We start from the raw sequence: 19,792 nt of genomic DNA on the forward strand, positions 1-19,792 counted from the left end.
TCACGCTCCGGCGGTGGCGACGAGGACGGCGGCGACCGCCAGGACGACGGTGCCCGCGAGCAGCGCGCTCAGATAGGTCTGCACGTTGCCGGTCTGCGCGCGGCGGACGGCCACGCCGAGCCAGCGGGGCGCGGCCCCGGCGCCGCGGACGTACGTCTCGACGACCTCCCGGTCGAGGAAACGCACCAGGCGGGCGCCCGCCTGGACGGGACGGACGAACAGGCCCGCGTACAGCGCGTCGAGGCGGAACCCGGCGGCGGCGTGGCGGTGCAGCGGGCCGAGCAGGAGCCGGCCGGGGTCCGCCGGGTCGGGCGCGGCGGCCACGTCTCCGTACGCGGGCGTGTGGGTGGCGATGGCCTCGGCCTCGACCAGTCCGGCGTCGCCGTCGCGGTGCGCGGCGACGGCGCCGATCGGGACCCGCGCGGCGAGCGCCGTGGTCTGCCGCCACGCGCCGTAGGTGACCAGGGCGCCGACGAAGGCGAAGCCGGTGCCGAGGACGGAGGTGGTGAGCGTGGGGGCGAGCTTGTGGCCGTCGAACCAGTCCGGGAGGACGCCGACGGTCACGCCGAAGGCGAGCGACGGCACGGCGAGCACCCACAGGACGGCGGTCATGGCGACGGGCTGCCTGCCGTGGTCGGGAGCCTCGGCGCCCCTGCCGCGGAAGGCGAGCAGCCACAGACGGGTCGCGTAGGCGGCGGTGAGCAGGGCGGTGACGAGGCCGGCGAGCAGGACGATCCAGCCCGCCGCGGCCGGAGCGGACCCGGCGTGGCCGGTGGCCGTGTGCTCGGCGGCACCGAGGACGGCTTCCTTGGAGAAGAAGCCGCTGAACGGCGGGACGGCGGCGAGCGCGAGGAGCGCCACGGTCATCGTCCAGTAGGCGTCGGGGACACGGGCGCGCAGGTCCTTCATGCGGGACATCGCGGCCAGCGAGTTGGTGCCCGCGGCATGGATGATCACGCCTGCCGCGAGGAACAGGAGCGCCTTGAAGGCGCCGTGGGCGAGGAGGTGGAAGACGGCGGCACCGCGGTCGCCGACGGCGAGGGCGCCGGTCATGTAGCCGAGCTGCCCGACCGTCGAGTACGCGAGGACGCGCTTGATGTCGTCCTGGGCGAGCGCGGCGAGCGCCGAGCCCGCCATGGTCACGGCGGCCATGAGGGCGAGGACGACCAGGGCCGCCGCGGAGGCGGCGAAGACGGGGAGGAGCCGGGCGACGAAGTAGACACCGGCGGCGACCATCGTCGCGGCGTGGATGAGCGCCGAGACGGGTGTCGGGCCCGCCATCGCGTCGGGCAGCCAGGTGTGCAGCGGGAACTGCGCGGACTTGCCCGCGACACCGGTGAGGAGCAGCAGCGCGATCAGCGTGGGGTGGTCGAGGCCGCCGTCCGCGACGGTGGCGAGGATCCGGGTGATCCGGAAGGAGCCCGCGTCCGCGGCGAGGGCGAACAGGCCGATGAGGAAGGGGACGTCACCGAGCTTGGTGACCAGGAAGGCCTTCAGGGAGGCGGCGCGCGCCTCGGGCGTCTCCCAGTAGTGGCCGACGAGGAAGTACGAGCAGATGCCCATGATCTCCCAGCCGACCAGGAGCACCATCAGGTCGCCGGAGTAGACGACGAGCAGCATCGCGGAGGTGAAGAGCGAGACGAGCGCGGCGTACGAGGGGTAGCGCGGGTCGTCGTGCAGATAGGCCGTGGAGTAGATCTGCACGCAGGACGCGACGAGGCCGACGAGGACGGCGACGAGGGCCGCGAAGCCGTCGATGTGCAGGGCGAGGTCGATGGGGACCGAGCCCGTGGGGGTGAGCTGGGTGGCCGCGTCGACGGCGGCGTCGCCGCCCTGGCGCGCGGCCACGACGGCGGCGAGTGCGAGGGACGTCAGCGCGGGCAGCACTGCGAGGGGGCGGGCGAGGCCGGGGGCCGTGCGGCCGAGCAGCAGGCCCGCGACCGCGCCGAGGAACGGCAGGAGGGGGACGAGGACGGCGAGGGTGGTCGTGGTCACGCGGTGGCCTCAGCCTTCTGTGACGCCGAAGCCTGTTGTGCCGCGGCAGCCGTCCGCGACGCGGACGCACCGGTCCGCGCGGGCTCGTCGGCGGTGGCGCCTCCGGTGCCGGGCCCGTCTCCGGGGCCGTGGCCGCCGTCGGGGCCGGGGCCGTCGCCGGGGTCGTCACCGGGGCGTTCGGCGGTGTCGCGGAGGTCGTCGACGGCGGAGGTGCCGCGGTTGCGGTACACGGCGAGGACGATCGCGAGGCCGATGCCGATCTCGGCGGCGGCGATGGCGATGGTGAACAGGGTCAGGGCCTGGCCGGCGTGCAGGGCGTCGCGGAGCCAGACGTCGAAGGCCACGAGGTTGAGGTTGACGGCGTTGAGCATCAGCTCGACGGACATCAGGACCAGGATCGCGTTGCGCCGGGCGAGGACGCCGTACAGGCCGACGCAGAACAGGAGGACGGCGAGGACGGCGGGATAGGCGAGGTGCATCAGCGCTGCTCCTTGTCGCCGGTGTCGTGGGAGACGGCGTCACGGGACCCGGCGTCGCGGGCTGCGGCGTCACGGGCGGTGGCGTCGCGGGCGGTGGCGTCGCGGGCGGTGGCGTTCCTGCGGGACAGGACGATGGCGCCGACCAGTGCGGCGAGGAGCAGGACCGAGAGCGCCTCGAAGGGCAGGACCCAGTGCCGGAAGAGGATGGAGCCGGTGACGTCGGTGGTGCCCTGCGGTTGGCCCAGGTCGACCCACTGGGTGCGGAAGGCGTCCACGACGACCCAGACCAGGGCGGCAGCGGCGGCGAGCGCCACGGCCAGGGCCACGGGCCGGTTGCCGGAGTCGGCGTCCGGGGAGCGGCCGATGGGCGCGCGGGTGAGCATCAGGCCGAAGAGGAGGAGGACGACGACGGAACCCACGTAGATGAGGACCTGGACCCAGGCGATGAACTCGGCGGTCAGGAGCAGGTACTCGACGGCGAGCCCGCCGAGCGCCACCACCAGCCACAGCGCGGCGTGCACGAGCTGCCGGGTGGTGACGGTGACGACGGCGGCGCCGAGGGTGACGAGGCCGACGAGCACGAAGGCGATCTCGACGCCCGTCGGGGAGAGGAAGCCCTGGGGTGCGGCTGCGGCGACGTTCACGCGTCCCCCTCGGGTGCGGGTGCGGATCCCGCCCCGGGCGCAGCCCCAGGAGCCCCGGGAGACGCCCCGGGAGCCGGTGCGGCCTCCTGCGCGGCGGCCAGTTTCTCGGCGGCCTTGCGGGCGGCGGCGAGTTCCTTGGGCTCCTCGGCGGCGGGGTCGAGCGCGGGCGGGGCCGGGACGGTCCACATCCACTCGCGGAGCTTGTCGCGCTCGTGGGTGAGTTCGCGGATGTCGGTCTCGGCGTACTCGAACTCCGGGGACCAGAACAGGGCGTCGAAGGGGCACACCTCGATGCAGATGCCGCAGTACATGCACAGCGAGAAGTCGATGGCGAAGCGGTCGAGGACGTTGCGGCTGCGTTCGCGGCCGCCGGGCGCGGCGGCCGGGACCGTCTCCTTGTGGGAGTCGATGTAGATGCACCAGTCCGGGCACTCGCGGGCGCAGAGCATGCAGACCGTGCAGTTCTCCTCGAACAGGCCGATGACGCCGCGGGTGCGGGGCGGCAGGTCGGGCTGGACGGCGGGGTACTGCTCGGTGACGGTCTTCTTCGTCATGGTGCGCAGGGTGACGGCGAGGCCCTTGGCGAGGCCGCTTCCTGGGATCGGGGGCACTAGTTGATCGCCACCTTCACGATTCCGGTGAGCGCGATCTGCGCGAGGGCGAGCGGGACGAGGAGGGTCCAGGCGAGTTTCTGCAGCTGGTCCTCGCGCAGCCGTGGGTAGCTGACGCGCAGCCAGATGACGACGAACGCGAGGACGGCGGTCTTCAGGAGGGTCCACACCCAGCCGAGCCCGTCGGCGCCCCAGGGGCCGTGCCAGCCGCCCAGGAACAGGACGGTGGTCAGTCCGCACAGGACGACGATCCCGGCGTACTCGGCGAGCAGGAAAAGGGCGAAGCGCAGGCCCGTGTACTCGGTGTACGCACCGAAGATGATCTCGGAGTCGGCGACCGGCATGTCGAAGGGCGGGCGCTGGAGTTCGGCGAGGCCCGCGACGAAGAAGACGAGGGCGCCGACGATCTGCCAGGGCAGCCACCACCACTCGAAGGCGTGCACGATGCCCGGCAGCGAGACGGTGCCCGCGGCCATCGCCACGGAGGCGGCGGCGAGGAGCATCGGGAGTTCGTAGGCGAGCAGTTGCGCGGCCGTGCGCAGGCCGCCCAGCAGGGAGAACTTGTTGGCCGACGCCCAGCCCGCCATCAGTGAGCCGAGGACTCCGACGCCCATGACGGCGAGTACGAAGAAGATGCCCGCGTCGATGACCTCACCGACCGCGCCCTCGCTCGGGCCGATCGGGATGGCGAGGAGGACGAGCAGGTACGGGAGCAGGGCCACGGCCGGGGCGAGCTGGAACACCCGGCGGTCGGCGTCCGCCGGGACGACGTCCTCCTTCTGCGCGAACTTGACGCCGTCGGCGACGAGCTGGGCCCAGCCGTGGAAGCCGCCCGCGTACATGGGGCCGAGGCGGCCCTGCATGTGCGCCATGACCTTGTGTTCGGTCTGGCCGATGACCAGGGGCAGGGCGAGAAAGACGACGAAGACGACGAGGAGTCGCAGGGCGACGTCGAGGGCGTCGTTCACTGCGGTTCTCCTTGGCGGTTTTCGGGGGTCACGGGGGTCTCGGGGCTCGCCGGGGCCCCCGGGTTCTCGGGCTTCGCCGAGTTCTCGGGCTGCCGCGGGTTATCCGGGTTTTCCGGGTTCTCGGGCTTCCCCGGGCTCTCCTGGTTTTCGGGCTTCGCCGAGTTCTCGGGCTCCCGCGGGTTCTCAGGGCTCTCCGGGTTCTGGGGGTTGTCCGGGCTCTCCGGGTTCTTAGGGCTCTCGGGCTTCCCCGGGCTCTCCTGGTTTTCGGGCTTCGCCGAGTTCTCGGGCTCCCGCAGGTTCTCAGGGCTCTCCGGCTTCGCGGGCCTCTTCGGTGCGTCCGGCTCGGGAGCAGCGGGCGGCGCGTCCGCCGGGGCTGCCGGGGGCGCCGGGGCTGCTGGAGCCGTCGGGGCCGCTGGAGCCGTCGGAGTCGCAGGGGCCATCGGAGTCGCCGGGTCGTCGAAAGCCGGGCGGGCGTGGTGCCACGGGGCGTCGGAGCTGCCGGAGGCGCGCCGCGGCTTGTTCGCTGCCGGGGTGCCCGCCGAGGTACCGGCCGCAGCGCCCGCCCCGGTACCAGCCGGGGCACCCTCCGAGGTACCGGCCGCAGCGCCCGCCCCGGTACCAGCCGAGGCACCGGCCGCAGCGCCCGCCGGGTCGCCCGCCAGGTTGCGGGCCGAGGCGTCCGCAGGGGCGCCGGCCGGAGTATCCCCGGTGCCGCCCGTCGCAGGGCCCGCGCCCGCGCCCCGCTGCGAAGCGGAACCCGCACTCGCGCTGCGTGCGCGCCGCGGCCTGGCCGGGGCGGCGGGCGCCTCGGGGGCGGCTTCCGGAGCGTCCGAGGAACGCCCCGCCCCAGTGGCGGCATCCGGGGCGGCGGAGGCCCCGGTGACGGCATCCGGGTTCGCAGAGGCCCCGGCGGCCCCGGCAGCCCCGGCGGCGCCCGGGGCGGCAGGGTCCGCGGGCGCCGGCCCCGCAGGGGCAGGGGGCGCCTGGCTGGCCGACCCCGCGCTCGCGGAGCGGGTCCGCCGGGCCGGGCGCTCCCCGGTCCCGGCCCCGGCGCGGGCGCCGGCGCCCGCGGCACGTCCGGCCCCCCGCGCTGGCCGCGCCGGAGCAGCCGGAAGCTGTCCCTTCAGCGGGCCCCACTCGTTCGGGTCGGGTACGCCGGGCGGCAGCATCTGACGGCGCTTCGGGCCGCCGTGCTCGGACTCCCCCGGCTCCTTCGCGCCGGGCCACGCCTTGGCGACCCGCGCGGCGAGCACGAAGTCCTTGCGCAGCGGGTGGCCCTCGAAGCCCTCGGGCAGCAGCAGCGGTACGAGGTGGGGGTGGCCGTCGAAGCGGACGCCGAACATCTCGTGGGTCTCGCGCTCGTGCCAGGCGGCGCCCGCGTACACGTCGACGGCGGTCGCGAGGACCGGCGCCTCGTGCGGCACGGTCGTGCGGACGAGCAGGCGCCGCACCGGGGCGAGGGCGACGACGTGGGCGGACACCCGGAACCCCGTACCGGGTTCGTCGACGGCGCTGAGCCAGTCGAAGTAGGTGCAGCCGAGCGTGGAGCGGGCGGTGCGCAGGGCGTCGAGCCAGGAGGCCGCGGGGACGTCCACGGTGAGGACCTCGTACGCCTCCTCGGCGCTCGCCTCCGTACCGAACAGCTCCTCCACGGGAGCGGGCAGCCAGCCGGTCATCCGGCGTCCACCCCCGGCGTGCCGGGCGCGGGCGGTGTGACGAGCCCGCTGCGCAGGGCCGCCGTGGACGGCCGGGAGCCGTTCGCGGCGTAGCGCTCGCCGAGCGACTCCCGCGCGATCTTCTCCTGGAGCTTGATGATGCCCTGGAGGAGGGCTTCGGGCCGCGGCGGGCACCCGGGCACGTACACGTCGACGGGGATGATCTGGTCCACGCCCTTGGTGACGGAGTACGAATCCCAGTAGGGGCCGCCGCAGTTGGAGCAGGCGCCGAAGGAGATGACGTACTTGGGCTCGGGCATCTGCTCGTAGAGGCGCTTCACGGCGGGCGCCATCTTGTCGGTGACGGTGCCCGAGACGATCATCAGGTCGGCCTGGCGGGGACCAGGCGCGAACGGGATCACGCCGAGGCGGATGAAGTCGTGCCGCGCCATGGAGGCGGCGATGAACTCGATGGCGCAGCAGGCGAGCCCGAAGTTGAAGACCCACAGGCTGTAGCGGCGGCCCCAGTTGAGGACGACCTTCATCGGTTCGGGAGCGAGGCGGGAGAGGACACCGAGACGCTTCGGCTCCGGCAGCAGCACGGGCTCCTGGTTCACGCCCATGTGAGCACGCCCTTCTTGTATGCGTACAGCAGACCCACGGCGAGGAAGCCGAGGAAGATGAACATCTCGACGAGGGTCGCGGCGCCGTAGCCGGGCGCGGCGAAGACCGTCGCCCACGGGAAGAGGAAGATCGAGTCGACGGCGAAGATGACGTAGAGGAACGCGTAGACGTAGTAGCGGACCTGGGTGTGGGCCCAGCCCTCGCCGACCGGGTCGACGCCGCACTCGTAGGTGAGCAGCTTCTCCGGAGTCGGCACCACGGGCCGCAGCAGGCGGCTCGCGCCGAAGGCGACGGCGACGAACAGCACCCCGACGACGGCGAGCAGCCCGACGACGGAGTACGACTCGAAGTAGCTCGCCGCGACGTCCGTGCGGCTCGCCGCGACGTCCGTGCGGTACGTCGTCACTGGCACGTCACTGGCACGTCGGCCCCTCACTCCCGAAACTCGCGTTGCCGTCCCGTCCGGCTCGTCTGTTCGACGCTCTGTACGGGCGATCTGTACGCACGGGAGTCTAGGGCCTGCTAAAGGCGAGGTAAGCAGTCCGTCGGCGACTGTCGGCGACGATGGCGCACAACCGTGGGTGGCCTGGCCGTCCGGCGGGGAGTACGGGGCGCCGCGCAGGCATCCGCGGGCACCGCGCAGGGGTCCCGCAGCCCGCAGGTGGGGTTATCCCCAGTGCGATCGTGCGGCCCCCCTCATGGCGCCGGGGCGGCGCGCCGGGCACGCTGTTCCGTATGACCGCAAGCACCATGCGCGCCCACGACGCGCCGCAGGACCCGCCGCCTGCTCGTTTCGCCTTCGGCGCGCACACCTGGAAGGAGATCGCGCACCTTCTGGTGAACCTGCCGATCGCCATCGTGGGATTCACGTACGTGATGACGGCGCTGTTCGTCGGCGCCTTCCTCTCGGTCACGGCGGTCGGCCTGCCGCTGCTCGCGCTCGGCCTGTTCGGCGCGCGGCTGCTCGGCAGGGGGGAGCGCGCGCGGGCACGGCGGCTGCTCGGGGTGCGGATCGACGAGCCGAGCCCGATGCCGGGCCCGTCGAAGCGGTCGGGGAGCTTCCTCAACTGGCTGTGGTCCAGCCTGAAGGACCCGGTCGGCTGGCGGACGATGCTGTACTTCTTCATCCGGCTGCCGTGGGGCGTGGTGACGTTCACGGTGATGGCCACGGGCCTCTTCGTGCTGTGGCCGGTTCTCCCGTTCATCGCGCGGGGCCTCGCCAACGCCGACCGGGCGATGGTGCGGGGTCTGCTGTCGCGCTCGGACGAGTTGGAGCGGCGCATCGCCGAACTGGAGTCGGACCGGGGCATCGTCGTGGACACCGCGGCGGCCGACCTGCGGCGCATCGAGCGTGATCTGCACGACGGCGCGCAGGCCCGCCTCGTCGCCCTCGCCATGGGTCTCGGGCTCGCCAAGGAGAAGCTCCTCGAGGACCCGGACGCCGCGGCGGCGATGGTCGACGAGGCGCACGGCGAGGTGAAGCTGGCGCTCCAGGAGCTGCGGGACCTGGCGCGCGGCATCCACCCGGCGGTGCTCACCGACCGGGGGCTCGACGCGGCCCTGTCGTCGGTCGCCTCGCGCTGCACGGTGCCGGTGAAGGTGACCGCCGACCTCACGACCCGCCCGGCGGCGGCGATCGAGGGCATCGCCTACTTCACGGTCTCCGAGCTGCTTCAGAACGTGAGCAAGCACAGCGGTGCCAGGACGGCGAGCGTCGAGGTGTGGCGCTCCGACCAGCGGCTGCTCATACAGGTGTGGGACGACGGCCACGGCGGCGCCAGCCTGGACGGCGGCTCCGGCATGGCGGGGCTCGCGGACCGGCTCGGCGCGGTGGACGGCCTGTTCGTCATCGACTCCCCGCAGGGTGGTCCGACGACCATCACGGCCGAGCTGCCGTGGCGGGACCGTGAGCCGGACCGGGCCCGCGCGGGCGCCTGACCGGGCCCCGCAAGGGGCGCGGGGAACTGCGCGCGCAACCAGGCAGAGGCCGCAGACGCGACTGCGGAGCAACGCGGCAGACGCGACTGCGGAGCAACGCGGCAGACGCGGCCGCGGCTCTGCGTGCGCCGCGGACACGTCTGCGGCCCTCGGTGCGCTGAGCACGCCGCAGTAACGTCTGCGGCCCTCGTGCGCGGAGCACGCACTCCCCCGCGCCCCTTCGGGGGGCCTTGAACGCCCCCGAAGAACCCCCGCGAGGTAGGGAAAACCCCCGGTCGAAGAGGCCGACGTGCTCCATGGTCCCGGTGGTCGGGGGCGCGCATCCTGGATGTACAGGTGAGCAGTACGAGGAGAAACGGACGGCACCGATGGCCACGGATTACGGACAGGGATACCCCCTCGGGAGCGGCGAGCGCGGTCGCGCGGGATTCCGGCGTCTGCCTGCCGCGCTGCGGGCCCCCCTGGAGGGACGTACGTGGCGTGAGTTCCTGTACGTGCTCCTGTCGCTGCCGCTCAGCATCATCGGCTTCGTCTTCGCGGTGACGATGCTGTCGGTCGGCGCGGGCCTGCTGATCACGTTCGTGGGTGTGCCGGTGCTCGCCCTCGGCCTGGCCTCGCTGCGCGGCTTCGGTGCGCTGGAGCGGATCCGGGCGCGGGCGCTGCTCGGCGTGGAGGTCGGCGACCCGCATCCGTTGCAGGCCCGCGGCGGGTTCATGACGTGGATGGGGGCGGTCCTCAAGAGCGGCGTCTCCTGGCGGCACGTCGTGTACGCGGTGCTCCACATGCCGTGGGCGATCTTCTCGTTCACGGTGTCGGTGGTCTTCTGGACGTACGGCTGGGCGATGCTGACGTACCCGCTGTGGTTCTGGGTGTTCCCGATGCACGCGGGGCAGGACGGCATACAGATCTACGGCGACGACCACCACCGGGTCTATCTGGACAACCCCTTTGAGATCGGGCTGACTTCGGCCACGGGTCTGCTCGTCACGCTGGCCACGCCCTGGATCATCCGTGCCCTGACGACGGTCGACCGGGTCATGGTCTTCGGGCTGCTCGGCCCCTCCCGTCTGGTGTCACGTGTGGTCGAGCTGGAGTCCGACCGGGGTGTCGTCGTGGACACCGCGGCGGCCGACCTGCGGCGCATCGAGCGTGACCTGCACGACGGCGCGCAGGCCCGCCTCGTCGCCCTCGCCATGGACCTCGGGCTCGCCAAGGAGAAGCTGGCCGAGGACCCGGAGGCGGCGGCGCGGATGGTCGACGAGGCGCACGGCGAGGTGAAGGTGGCCCTTCAGGAGCTGCGGGACCTGGCGCGCGGGATCCACCCGGCGGTGCTCACCGACCGGGGGCTCGACGCGGCGCTGTCCGCGCTGTCCGCACGGTGCACCGTGCCGGTGGACGTGGAGGTGGACCTGCCCGCGCGGCCCGCCGCCGCCATCGAGGGGATCGCGTACTTCACCGTGTCCGAGCTGCTGCAGAACATCAGTAAGCACAGTGGGGCCCGGCGGGCCTCCGTGGATGTGTGGAAGGTGGAGGGGCGGCTGATGCTTCAGGTCTTCGACGACGGGCGGGGTGGGGCCGATGCCTCGGCCGGGTCGGGGCTCGCGGGGCTCGGGGAGCGGCTCGACGCCGTCGACGGGATCCTCGTCGTCGAGTCTCCCGTCGGTGGGCCCACGGTGGTCACCGCCGAGTTGCCCTGGCGGGGCTAGGCGCCCCCGCCTGGGGGGGGGCGGGCCCTCGCGGGGTAGGTGCCCCCCGGTCGTCGGGGCGGGCCCTCGCTGGGCGCCCCAGGCCCGCCCCTTCCCGTAACCAGGGGGCTGCGCCCCCTGGACCCCCCTTATCGGCGCTTCGCGCCTCGTCCTCAAACGCCGGACGGGCTGAAAACGTCGGACGGGCTGAAAGACGCCGCTCAAGCCGAAGGCGGCAGCGCGCGGGCCGAAACAGTCTCGCCACGGCTGAAAATGCCCGTGCGCCCCGAGGCGCACACCACTCTTCACGTCACCACGGCGCAGCCTCGTCCGAATGCTGGGATGCTGGTCCCTGTCAACGGGGTGGGAACAGGGCATGGGGGCCGGAACATCGTGGAGGACAAGGTGCGGGTGGTCATCGCCGAGGATTCAGTGCTGCTCAGGGAGGGCCTGACCCGGTTGCTGACCGACCGTGGGCACGACGTCGTCGCGGGGGTGGGTGACGCGGAGGCGCTGATCAAGACGATCACCGATCTGGCGGCGCAGGAGATGCTGCCGGACGTGGTGGTCGCGGACGTGCGGATGCCGCCGACGCACACGGACGAGGGGGTGCGCGCGGCCGTGAAGCTGCGGGCGCGGCATCCGGGGCTCGGGGTGCTCGTGCTGTCCCAGTATGTGGAGGAGCAGTACGCGACGGAGCTGCTCGCCGGGTCCAGCCGGGGCGTGGGGTATCTGCTGAAGGACCGGGTCGCCGAGGTGCGGGAGTTCGTGGACGCGGTGGTGCGGGTCGCGCAGGGCGGCACCGCGCTCGACCCGGAGGTCGTGGCCCAGCTGCTCGGCCGCAGCCGCAAGCAGGACGTCCTCGCGAACCTCACGCCGCGCGAGCGGGAGGTCCTCGGCCTGATGGCCGAGGGGCGCACGAACTCGGCGATCGCGCGGCAGCTGGTGGTCAGCGACGGCGCCGTCGAGAAGCACGTCAGCAACATCTTCCTGAAACTCGGACTCTCCCCGAGCGACGGGGACCATCGCCGGGTACTCGCGGTCCTGCGGTACCTGAACTCCTGACCGGGACCGGGCGGGCCGACCCGGTCCGCCCCGGCCCCGCGCCCGCCCCGGGCCGACCCGGACCCCGTCGGCCGCCGTCCCGCCACCGGGACACGACACGGCACCGCAGCAAGGTTCTAGAAGGACTCAGTCCTAGAACTAAAGGATGAGCGGAGAGCGTCTTCATGGAAGGCCGGGGGGCGATTCACAGCATGACAAATCGGGGCATCCAGCTGTCTCAAAGGTGCGTCCACCATACGAGCAACCCTAAGAACGTGACCCTTACAGACGTAGGGTGGGCCTTGGGAGCGCAGGGCGGCCTGCCGCTCCCGAGTCGCCGCCTCGAGGGAGGTCCAGTTCAGTGACCAGCCAGGTCAGTAGCCCGGCCGAGCAGGCCGACGAAGCCGACGGAGCTGTCGTTGGAGGGCAGCGCAGGCCCGCTGGGGACGGGAAGGATGTGCGCCGCGTCGACCGGGTGATCATCCGGTTCGCGGGTGACTCCGGTGACGGCATGCAGCTCACGGGTGACCGTTTCACCTCCGAGACGGCGTCCTTCGGCAACGACCTGTCGACGCTGCCGAACTTCCCCGCCGAGATCCGCGCCCCCGCAGGCACCCTGCCCGGCGTCTCCTCCTTCCAGCTGCACTTCGCCGACCACGACATCCTGACCCCGGGCGACGCGCCGAACGTCCTCGTCGCGATGAACCCGGCGGCCCTGAAGGCGAACATCGGGGACGTGCCGCGCGGCGCCGAGGTGATCGTCAACACGGACGAGTTCACCAAGCGCGCGATGCAGAAGGTGGGGTACGAGACCTCGCCCCTGGAGGACGGCTCGCTGGACGGCTTCCAGGTGCACCCGGTGCCGCTGACGACGCTGACGGTGGAGGCGCTGAAGGACTTCGACCTGTCACGCAAGGACGCCGGGCGCTCGAAGAACATGTTCGCGCTCGGTCTCCTGTCGTGGATGTACCACCGGCCCACCGAGGGCACCGAGCGGTTCCTGAACACGAAGTTCGCCAAGAAGCCGGAGATTGCGGCGGCGAACATCGCGGCGTTCCGGGCGGGCTGGAACTTCGGCGAGACCACCGAGGACTTCGCGGTCAGCTACGAGGTGGCGCCGGCCGCCACGGCGTTCCCCACCGGCACCTACCGCAACATCTCCGGCAACCTCGCCCTGTCGTACGGCCTGATCGCGGCCGCGCGCCAGGCGGACCTGCCGCTCTACCTGGGCTCGTACCCGATCACGCCGGCGTCGGACATCCTGCACGAGCTGTCCAAGCACAAGAACTTCGGTGTGCGCACCTTCCAGGCCGAGGACGAGATCGCCGGGATCGGCGCGGCCCTCGGCGCCGCCTTCGGCGGTTCGCTCGCGGTCACCACCACCTCGGGTCCCGGTGTGGCGCTGAAGTCGGAGACGATCGGGCTCGCGGTCTCCCTGGAGCTGCCGCTCCTGGTCGTCGACATCCAGCGCGGCGGCCCCTCCACGGGCCTGCCGACCAAGACCGAGCAGGCGGACCTGTTGCAGGCGATGTACGGCCGCAACGGCGAGGCCCCGGTGCCGATCGTCGCGCCGCGCACCCCGGCGGACTGCTTCGACGCGGCCCTGGAGGCGGCCCGGATCGCGGTCACGTACCGCACCCCGGTCTTCCTGCTCTCCGACGGCTACCTCGCCAACGGCTCCGAGCCGTGGCGGATCCCGGAGACCGACGAACTGCCCGACCTGCGCACCCAGTTCGCCTCCGGCACCAACCACGCCCTGGCGGACGGCACCGAGGTCTTCTGGCCGTACAAGCGGGACCCGAAGACCCTCGCCCGGCCGTGGGCGATCCCGGGGACGCCGGGCCTCGAACACCGCATCGGCGGCATCGAGAAGCAGGACGGCACGGGCAACATCTCCTACGACCCGGCCAACCACGACTTCATGGTCCGCACCCGTCAGGCCAAGGTCGACGGCATCGAGGTGCCCGACCTGGAGGTCGACGACGCGAGCGGTGACGCCCGCCTCCTGGTCCTCGGCTGGGGCTCGACGTACGGGCCGATCACAGCGGCGGTGCGGCGGCTGCGCGCGGCCGGGCAGAGCATCGCGCAGGCGCATCTGCGCCACCTCAACCCGTTCCCGCGGAACCTGGGTGAGGTCCTGAAGCGTTACGACAAGGTGGTGATCCCCGAGATGAACCTCGGCCAGCTCGCCACGCTGATCCGCGCCGAACACCTCGTGGACGCGGTCTCGTACAACCAGGTCAACGGCATGCCGTTCAAGGCCGAGCAGCTCGCCACGGCTCTCAAGGAGGCCATCGATGGCTGACACCACGCTCGAAGGGCCCACCGGCTCCGACACGCTCCTGAAGCTCGTGCCCAAGGCCGAGGGCAAGCAGACGATGAAGGACTTCAAGTCCGACCAGGAAGTCCGCTGGTGCCCCGGCTGCGGTGACTACGCGGTCCTGGCCGCCGTGCAGGGCTTCATGCCCGACCTCGGCCTGGCCAAGGAGAACATCGTCTTCGTCTCCGGCATCGGCTGCTCGTCCCGCTTCCCGTACTACATGAACACCTACGGGATGCACTCCATCCACGGCCGCGCCCCGGCCATCGCCACGGGCCTCGCCTCCAGCCGCCGCGACCTGAGCGTCTGGGTCGTCACCGGCGACGGCGACGCGCTCTCCATCGGCGGCAACCACCTCATCCACGCGCTCCGGCGCAATGTGAACCTGAAGATCCTGCTGTTCAACAACCGGATCTACGGCCTCACCAAGGGCCAGTACTCCCCGACGTCCGAGGTCGGCAAGATCACGAAGTCGACGCCGATGGGCTCCCTGGACGCGCCCTTCAACCCGGTGTCCCTCGCGATCGGCGCGGAGGCCTCGTTCGTGGCCCGCACGGTCGACTCCGACCGCAAGCACCTCACCGAGGTCCTGCGCCAGGCCGCCGACCACGACGGCACGGCCCTGGTCGAGATCTACCAGAACTGCAACATCTTCAACGACGGCGCCTTCGAGGTCCTCAAGGACAAGCAGCAGGCCGAGGAGGCCGTGATCCGCCTGGAGCACGGCGCGCCGATCCGCTTCGGCACCGACGGTTCCAAGGGCGTCGTCCGCGACCCGGCCACCGGCGACCTGAAGGTCGTCGCGGTCACGCCGGACAACGAGGCGGATCTCCTGATCCACGACGCCCGTGCCGCGTCCCCGACGACGGCCTTCGCGCTGTCGCGGCTCGCCGACCCGGACACGCTGCACCACACGCCCATCGGCGTCTTCCGCGACGTGGACCGCCCGGTGTACGACACGCTGATGGCCGACCAGCTCGACACCGCCATCGAGCAGCACGGCAAGGGCGATCTCGCCGCGCTCCTCGCCGGCGGCGACACCTGGACGGTCGTCGGCTAGCCGCAGCCCGCCCGCCTTCGCGTCCGAGGCCCGGTCCTGATCCGTCAGGGCCGGGCCTCGGCGTGTGCGGCCGCCGGGCCCTGCCATGTGCCGGGTGGGGCTCGTGCGTCTTACGAGACATACATGTCATGACCGTATGGCGATACGGGCATGACAGGCGTCCCGCGCGGGCGCTACCTTCGTGCACGGCAGCGTCGGGCCGCCCAGTACCGAGGAGGAGCCGTGACCCCAGCGCAGGCGAGGGCCGAAGCACGTATGGGCCTGCTGAACGGGTTCGCGGCGTACGGCATGTGGGGGCTCGTCCCCCTGTTCTGGCCGCTCCTCAAACCGGCGGGCGCGGGCGAGATCCTGGCACACCGGATGGTCTGGTCCCTCGTGGTGGTCGGCATCGCGCTGCTCGTCGTACGGCGCTGGGCGTGGGCGGGCGAGCTGCTGCGCCAGCCGCGCAAGCTGGGCCTGGTGACGATCGCCGCCGTGGTGATCACCATCAACTGGGGCGTGTACATCTGGGCCGTGAACGCCGGCCACGTCGTCGAGGCGTCCCTCGGCTACTTCATCAATCCGCTGGTCACCATCGCGATCGGCGTCCTGCTGCTCGGCGAGCGGCTGCGTCCCGTGCAGTGGGCCGCGGTCGGCGTCGGCGCCGCATCCGTCGTCGTCCTCACCGTCGGGTACGGCCGCCCGCCGTGGATCTCCCTCTGTCTCGCCTTCTCCTTCGCGACGTACGGCCTGGTCAAGAAGAAGGTCAACCTCGGCGGCCTGGAGTCGCTCGCCGCCGAGACGGCCGTGCAGTTCCTGCCCGCGGTCGCCTTCCTGGTGTGGCTCGGCGCCCAGGGGCAGGGGACGTTCGCCACGGAGGGATTCGGGCACGGCGCGCTGCTCGCCGCGACCGGCGTGGTGACGGCGGCGCCGATGGTCTGCTTCGGTGCCGCCGCGATCCGGGTGCCGCTGTCGACGCTGGGGCTGCTCCAGTATCTGGCGCCGGTCTTCCAGTTCCTGTGCGGAATTCTGTACTTCCACGAGGAGATGCCGCCCGAGCGGTGGGCCGGGTTCGCCCTCGTGTGGCTGGCGCTCGCGCTGCTCACCGGGGACGCGCTGCGGACGGCGCGGCGGAACGCCGCGAAGCTGACCGCCGCGCGGGTGGCGGCGGCCGCGCAGGGCGCGGTGCCGCCCGTCCGCGAGGAGCGGGAACCCGCGGTCTGAACCGCGCCTGCGCCCGGTGCGCGGGAGCGGCGGCTCAGGCCCAGATGCCCGCTGCCGCCACCGACTTCACGTACTCCGAGAAGTCCCGGGGCTCGCGGCCGAGGATGTACCGGACGTCCGTCGTCGGCTCGCTGTTGTGGCCCTCGGACAGGAAGACGTGCACGCAGGCGAGTGAACGGGCGTCCTTCTCCGGCATGCCGCCCGCGATCAGGTCCGCCACGTACTGCTCCGCGGTGACCGCCTCGAAGCGCGTCGGCCGCCCGGACACCGCCGAGATCTCCGCGGCCACCTCGGCGAAGGTGAGCGCGCGGGGCCCGGACAGCTCGTACGTACGGTGGGTGTGGCCCTCCTCGGTGAGCAGGGCCACCGTCACCTCCGCGACGTCCTCCACGTCCACGAACGGCTCCGCCACGGCGCCCACCGGCAGGGTCAGCAGGCCCGCGCGCAGGGGTGCCGCGTAGAGGTCGTCGGCGAAGTTCTGCGAGAAGCTGTTGGGCCGGATCAGCGTCCAGTCGACGTCGGCCTCGCGGACCGCGCGCTCCGCCTCGGCCATGGACGGCTCCAGGGCCATGCCGTACCGGTGCACACCGCGCCCCGAGAGGACCACGAAGCGGCGCACGCCCGCGGCCCTGGCCTCGGCGACGAAGTCGGCGATCGGCTCCGGGTCGGCCGGTGCGACCAGGTAGAGGGCCCGCATGCCGTCTACGGCGGCTGCCCAGGTGGCGCGGTCCGTCCAGTCGAACGGGGTCTCGGCGCTGCGGGAAGCGGCGCGCACGGTGCGCCCGGCGTCGCGGAGCCTCGCCACCACGCGGCGGCCCGTCCTGCCGGTGGCGCCGAGGACGAGGACGGGAGGGTCGGCGCTGCTCGGCTCCCAGATCTGTTCCGTGTCCTGCTGCTCGCGGGTCCGTTCCGTGTCTTTCCGCCGTCGGGTCCGCTCTGCGTCCTTCCGCTCGCGGATCCGTTCCGCGTCGTGCACTGCGTTCGTCATGGCTCAAGCCAACGTCCTTTGCCGCACGGGATACATGGGCATCCGTCTCCGGCTGATGGGTGTCCGTCTACCGTGGAGGGATGGACGCTCTGGGGGATCTGCTGCGAGGCGTGCGCGCGGACGGCGCGCTGTTCGAACGGGCCGTTCAGGTCGGCCCCTGGGAGGTGGCGTGCGCAGGTGGCGCGGCGCTCGAACTGGTGGTGGTGGTGCGCGGCGCGGCCCGGATCGTGGTGGCGTCGGGCGAGTCGCGCGACCTGCGGGAGCGCGACGCCGCGGTCGTGTGCACCACCGCGCCGTTCACGGTGTGCGCGGCGGATCCGGCCGTGGGCGAGAGCGAACTGATCGCCGGGGCCTACCGGTTGGACGGCTCCGTCGGGCGGCGCCTCATCGGCGCGCTGCCGCAGCTGCTCGTCGTACCGACCGGCGCGGAGAACGTGCCCGTCGTGGAGCTGATCGCCGCCGAGGTGGCCTCCGGCAAGCCGGAGCGCCAGTTCGTGCGGGACCGCATGTTCGACTGGATGCTGGCCTGCACCCTGAGCGGGTGGTTCGAGCTGCCCGACGCCCGGCCGCCCGCCTGGTACCGCGCGCTCGGCGACGACGTGGTGGGTCCGGCCCTGCGGGCCATGCACGACGAGCCGGCCCGTCCCTGGACGGTGGCGGCGCTGGCGGCGCGCGCCCAGGTCTCGCGCGCCGCGTTCGCCAGGAACTTCAGCGAGCTGGTCGGCAGGCCCCCGATGGCCTACCTCACGGAGTGGCGGATGGCGCTCGCCGCGGAGCTGCTCGCCGAGCCGGGCGCGACGGTTGCCGCGGTGGCGGGGCAGGTGGGGTACGCCGACGGGTACGGCTTCAGCGACGCCTTCAAGCGCATCCGCGGCATCGCACCGAGCGGCTACCGGGCCTCGCTGGTGGCGGGGCGGACGTCGGCGGGCCCGCTCGGGGCGGTGGGCTGAGGGGCCGGTGACCGGCTGGGGGCGGGGGCTGTGCCTGCGGGGGCTGTGCCGGCGGGGCCGGCGGGGCCGCGGTTTCGGCGGTCGTAGCCGCCCACGTCGTTCCTGTCGTCGTGGCGACCCCTTCCGTTCCTCTCCTTGTCGCCGCGCACTCCTGCCGTCGCCACGACCACGCCGAGGGCTGCCATGACCACCGGGACGACCAGTGCCCAGCGGAACGCCGACAGATCCGTCTGCACCGCTCCGGCGCCCGTGTGCGTGCCCGCCGAGACCAGGCCGATGACGGCCGTCACCGCGGATATCCCGATCGCGGCGCCGAACTGCGTTGCGGTCTGGAGGAGTCCGCTCGCCAGGCCCTGTTCCCGCTCGGCCACACCGTCCGTCGCCGCGATCATCTGCGGGCCGAGCGTGAGCGCGAAGCCGGTGCCCGCCAGGAGCAGCGTCGGGAACATCAGCAGATACGGCCAGTCCATGCCGACCGGCAGGAACAGGACGTACGCGAGGAGCGCCAGGACGAAGCCGCCGAGGATCACGCGCGGGTTTCCGTACCGCCGTACCAGGCGCGGCGTGAGCGTCGGCGACAGGAACACGTCGCAGCCAAGCACGACCATCGCGACGGCGGCCTGCCAGGACGACCAGCCGCGCAGGTCCTGGAGGTAGAGCGTCAGGACGAGCTGGAAGCCCATGAAGGCGCCGAGGTACAGCAGGGCGCCGAGCCCGGCCCGCACCACCGACCCCGTACGGAAGATCCCGAGCCGGACCAGGGGCTGCGCCGAGCGCCGCTCGATCCGCACGAAGGCGGCGCCGAGCAGCAGGCCCGCGGCCAGGGCGGCGGCCGTCAGGGGCCAGTCGGCGAGGCCGTGTTCGAGCTGGACGATGCCGAAGGCGAGCAGGAGCATGGCGCCCGCGGCTGCGGCGGCCCCCGGCAGGTCGAAGCCCTTCACCACCGGTCCCACCGGTCCCACCGGTCCCACCGACTCCACCGGTTCCACCGGTTCCACCGGTTCTGCCAGTCCCACCGGTCCCGCCGGTTTCGGGATGAGGCAGAGCGCCCCCGCGAGGATCACGACCGCGACGAGCACCGGCGCGAAGAACACCCACTGCCAGCCGAGTTCGGTGAGCAGCCCGCCGACGACCAGGCCGAGCGAGAACCCGCCCGCGGACGTCCCGGCGAAGATCAGCAGTGCCCGTTCGCGAGCGGGCCCCTCCGCGTACGAGGTGGTGATGATCGACATCGCGGCCGGTGTCATGAACGCCGCGGACACCCCGGTCACGAACCGGGCGACGATCAGCATCCAGCCCTCGGTGGCGAAGCCGCCGAGCCCGGAGAAGGCGATGAAGACCCCGAGCCAGGTGAGGAACATCCGCCGCCTGCCGAGCAGGTCGGCGGCGCGTCCGCCGAGCAGGGTGAAGCCCGCGTACCCGAGGACGTACGCGCTGATCACCCAGGCCGCGGTGCCGGTCGAGAGATCGAGGTCGGACCGGATGCCGGGGATGGCCACGGCGAGCATGGCGATGTCGGCGCCCTCAAGGAAGATCGTTCCGCAGAGGACCAGCAGCAGTGCCCAGGCGCGGGCGCCCATGAGGACTCCTTCGGGGAGTAGCGGGCCACATGGTTACTCCGGTGAGGC

17 protein-coding genes are annotated in these 19,792 nt (G+C 72.5%); 7 read left to right on the forward strand and 10 right to left on the reverse strand.

The features are described from left to right. From GPA10_RS03085 to GPA10_RS03120, 8 genes are read right to left on the reverse strand one after another with little or no spacing between them, the layout of a single operon-like run. Complete coding sequence (locus tag GPA10_RS03085) at positions 1 to 1,995, reverse strand: NADH-quinone oxidoreductase subunit 5 family protein (protein WP_343040232.1); 1,995 nt, start codon at positions 1,993 to 1,995, stop codon at positions 1 to 3. Beyond that, the gene (gene nuoK, locus GPA10_RS03090) at positions 1,992 to 2,474 is read right to left on the reverse strand and encodes an NADH-quinone oxidoreductase subunit NuoK (protein WP_157164030.1); all 483 of its coding nucleotides are present in this window, start codon (positions 2,472 to 2,474) and stop codon (positions 1,992 to 1,994) included. The genes GPA10_RS03085 and nuoK overlap by 4 nt, the downstream gene beginning before the upstream one ends. After that, the gene (locus tag GPA10_RS03095) at positions 2,474 to 3,118 is read right to left on the reverse strand and encodes an NADH-quinone oxidoreductase subunit J family protein (protein ID WP_343040234.1); all 645 of its coding nucleotides are present in this window, start codon (positions 3,116 to 3,118) and stop codon (positions 2,474 to 2,476) included. The genes nuoK and GPA10_RS03095 overlap by 1 nt, the downstream gene beginning before the upstream one ends. Then, positions 3,115 to 3,729 (reverse strand): NuoI/complex I 23 kDa subunit family protein, encoded by a 615-nt coding sequence (locus tag GPA10_RS03100; protein WP_343040235.1) that lies wholly within the window; start codon positions 3,727 to 3,729, stop codon positions 3,115 to 3,117. Before GPA10_RS03100 ends, GPA10_RS03095 begins: the two co-directional genes overlap by 4 nt. Beyond that, positions 3,729 to 4,697: a complex I subunit 1/NuoH family protein gene (locus tag GPA10_RS03105; protein ID WP_058848076.1), complete on the reverse strand. Its 969-nt coding sequence runs from the start codon at positions 4,695 to 4,697 to the stop codon at positions 3,729 to 3,731. Before GPA10_RS03105 ends, GPA10_RS03100 begins: the two co-directional genes overlap by 1 nt. Further along, positions 4,694 to 6,373, reverse strand: coding sequence for an NADH-quinone oxidoreductase subunit C (locus GPA10_RS03110; protein WP_157164031.1), 1,680 nt, complete (start codon positions 6,371 to 6,373; stop codon positions 4,694 to 4,696). The genes GPA10_RS03105 and GPA10_RS03110 overlap by 4 nt, the downstream gene beginning before the upstream one ends. Next, positions 6,370 to 6,975, reverse strand: coding sequence for an NADH-quinone oxidoreductase subunit B (locus GPA10_RS03115; protein WP_058848074.1), 606 nt, complete (start codon positions 6,973 to 6,975; stop codon positions 6,370 to 6,372). Before GPA10_RS03115 ends, GPA10_RS03110 begins: the two co-directional genes overlap by 4 nt. Beyond that, complete coding sequence (locus GPA10_RS03120) at positions 6,966 to 7,388, reverse strand: NADH-quinone oxidoreductase subunit A (protein ID WP_079086358.1); 423 nt, start codon at positions 7,386 to 7,388, stop codon at positions 6,966 to 6,968. Before GPA10_RS03120 ends, GPA10_RS03115 begins: the two co-directional genes overlap by 10 nt. A 323-nt stretch (positions 7,389 to 7,711) precedes the next feature. Here GPA10_RS03120 and GPA10_RS03125 point away from each other — a divergent pair, with 323 nt between their 5' ends. The 6 genes from GPA10_RS03125 (at position 7,712) to rarD (ending at position 16,226) form a co-directional block, all read left to right on the forward strand. Continuing rightward, a complete protein-coding gene (locus GPA10_RS03125) occupies positions 7,712 to 8,914 on the forward strand; it encodes a sensor histidine kinase (protein ID WP_246258627.1) in 1,203 nt (400 codons plus the stop codon). 368 nt (positions 8,915 to 9,282) lie between these two features. Next, positions 9,283 to 10,620, forward strand: a complete 1,338-nt coding sequence (locus GPA10_RS03130; RefSeq protein ID WP_157164032.1) for a sensor histidine kinase — start codon at positions 9,283 to 9,285, stop codon at positions 10,618 to 10,620. A 384-nt stretch (positions 10,621 to 11,004) separates the two neighbouring features. After that, positions 11,005 to 11,664 (forward strand): response regulator transcription factor, encoded by a 660-nt coding sequence (locus tag GPA10_RS03135; RefSeq protein ID WP_277819662.1) that lies wholly within the window; start codon positions 11,005 to 11,007, stop codon positions 11,662 to 11,664. Positions 11,665 to 12,004: 340 nt separating this feature from the next. Further along, on the forward strand, positions 12,005 to 13,948 hold the full coding sequence (locus GPA10_RS03140; RefSeq protein ID WP_343040236.1) for a 2-oxoacid:acceptor oxidoreductase subunit alpha: 1,944 nt from the start codon (positions 12,005 to 12,007) through the stop codon (positions 13,946 to 13,948). After that, entirely contained in the window at positions 13,941 to 15,023 is a 1,083-nt protein-coding gene (locus GPA10_RS03145) for a 2-oxoacid:ferredoxin oxidoreductase subunit beta (RefSeq protein ID WP_058848069.1), read from the forward strand. The genes GPA10_RS03140 and GPA10_RS03145 overlap by 8 nt, the downstream gene beginning before the upstream one ends. A gap of 255 nt (positions 15,024 to 15,278) precedes the next feature. Beyond that, positions 15,279 to 16,226, forward strand: coding sequence for an EamA family transporter RarD (rarD, locus tag GPA10_RS03150; protein ID WP_246258733.1), 948 nt, complete (start codon positions 15,279 to 15,281; stop codon positions 16,224 to 16,226). A gap of 34 nt (positions 16,227 to 16,260) precedes the next feature. On the opposite strand, the gene GPA10_RS03155 is transcribed toward rarD, so the two are convergent. Then, the gene (locus GPA10_RS03155; protein WP_157164035.1) at positions 16,261 to 17,214 is read right to left on the reverse strand and encodes an NmrA family NAD(P)-binding protein; all 954 of its coding nucleotides are present in this window, start codon (positions 17,212 to 17,214) and stop codon (positions 16,261 to 16,263) included. 80 nt (positions 17,215 to 17,294) lie between these two features. Between GPA10_RS03155 and GPA10_RS03160 the strand changes: the two genes are divergently transcribed. Further along, on the forward strand, positions 17,295 to 18,164 hold the full coding sequence (locus GPA10_RS03160) for an AraC family transcriptional regulator (protein WP_058848067.1): 870 nt from the start codon (positions 17,295 to 17,297) through the stop codon (positions 18,162 to 18,164). Here GPA10_RS03160 and GPA10_RS03165 read toward each other — a convergent pair. Continuing rightward, a complete protein-coding gene (locus tag GPA10_RS03165; protein ID WP_157164036.1) occupies positions 18,104 to 19,744 on the reverse strand; it encodes an MFS transporter in 1,641 nt (546 codons plus the stop codon). The genes GPA10_RS03160 and GPA10_RS03165 overlap by 61 nt on opposite strands. Positions 19,745 to 19,792 lie beyond the last annotated feature (48 nt).

The sequence above is a fragment of the Streptomyces typhae genome, assembly GCF_009755605.1.
In the GTDB taxonomy this organism is placed as follows: Bacteria; Actinomycetota; Actinomycetes; order Streptomycetales; family Streptomycetaceae; genus Streptomyces; species Streptomyces typhae.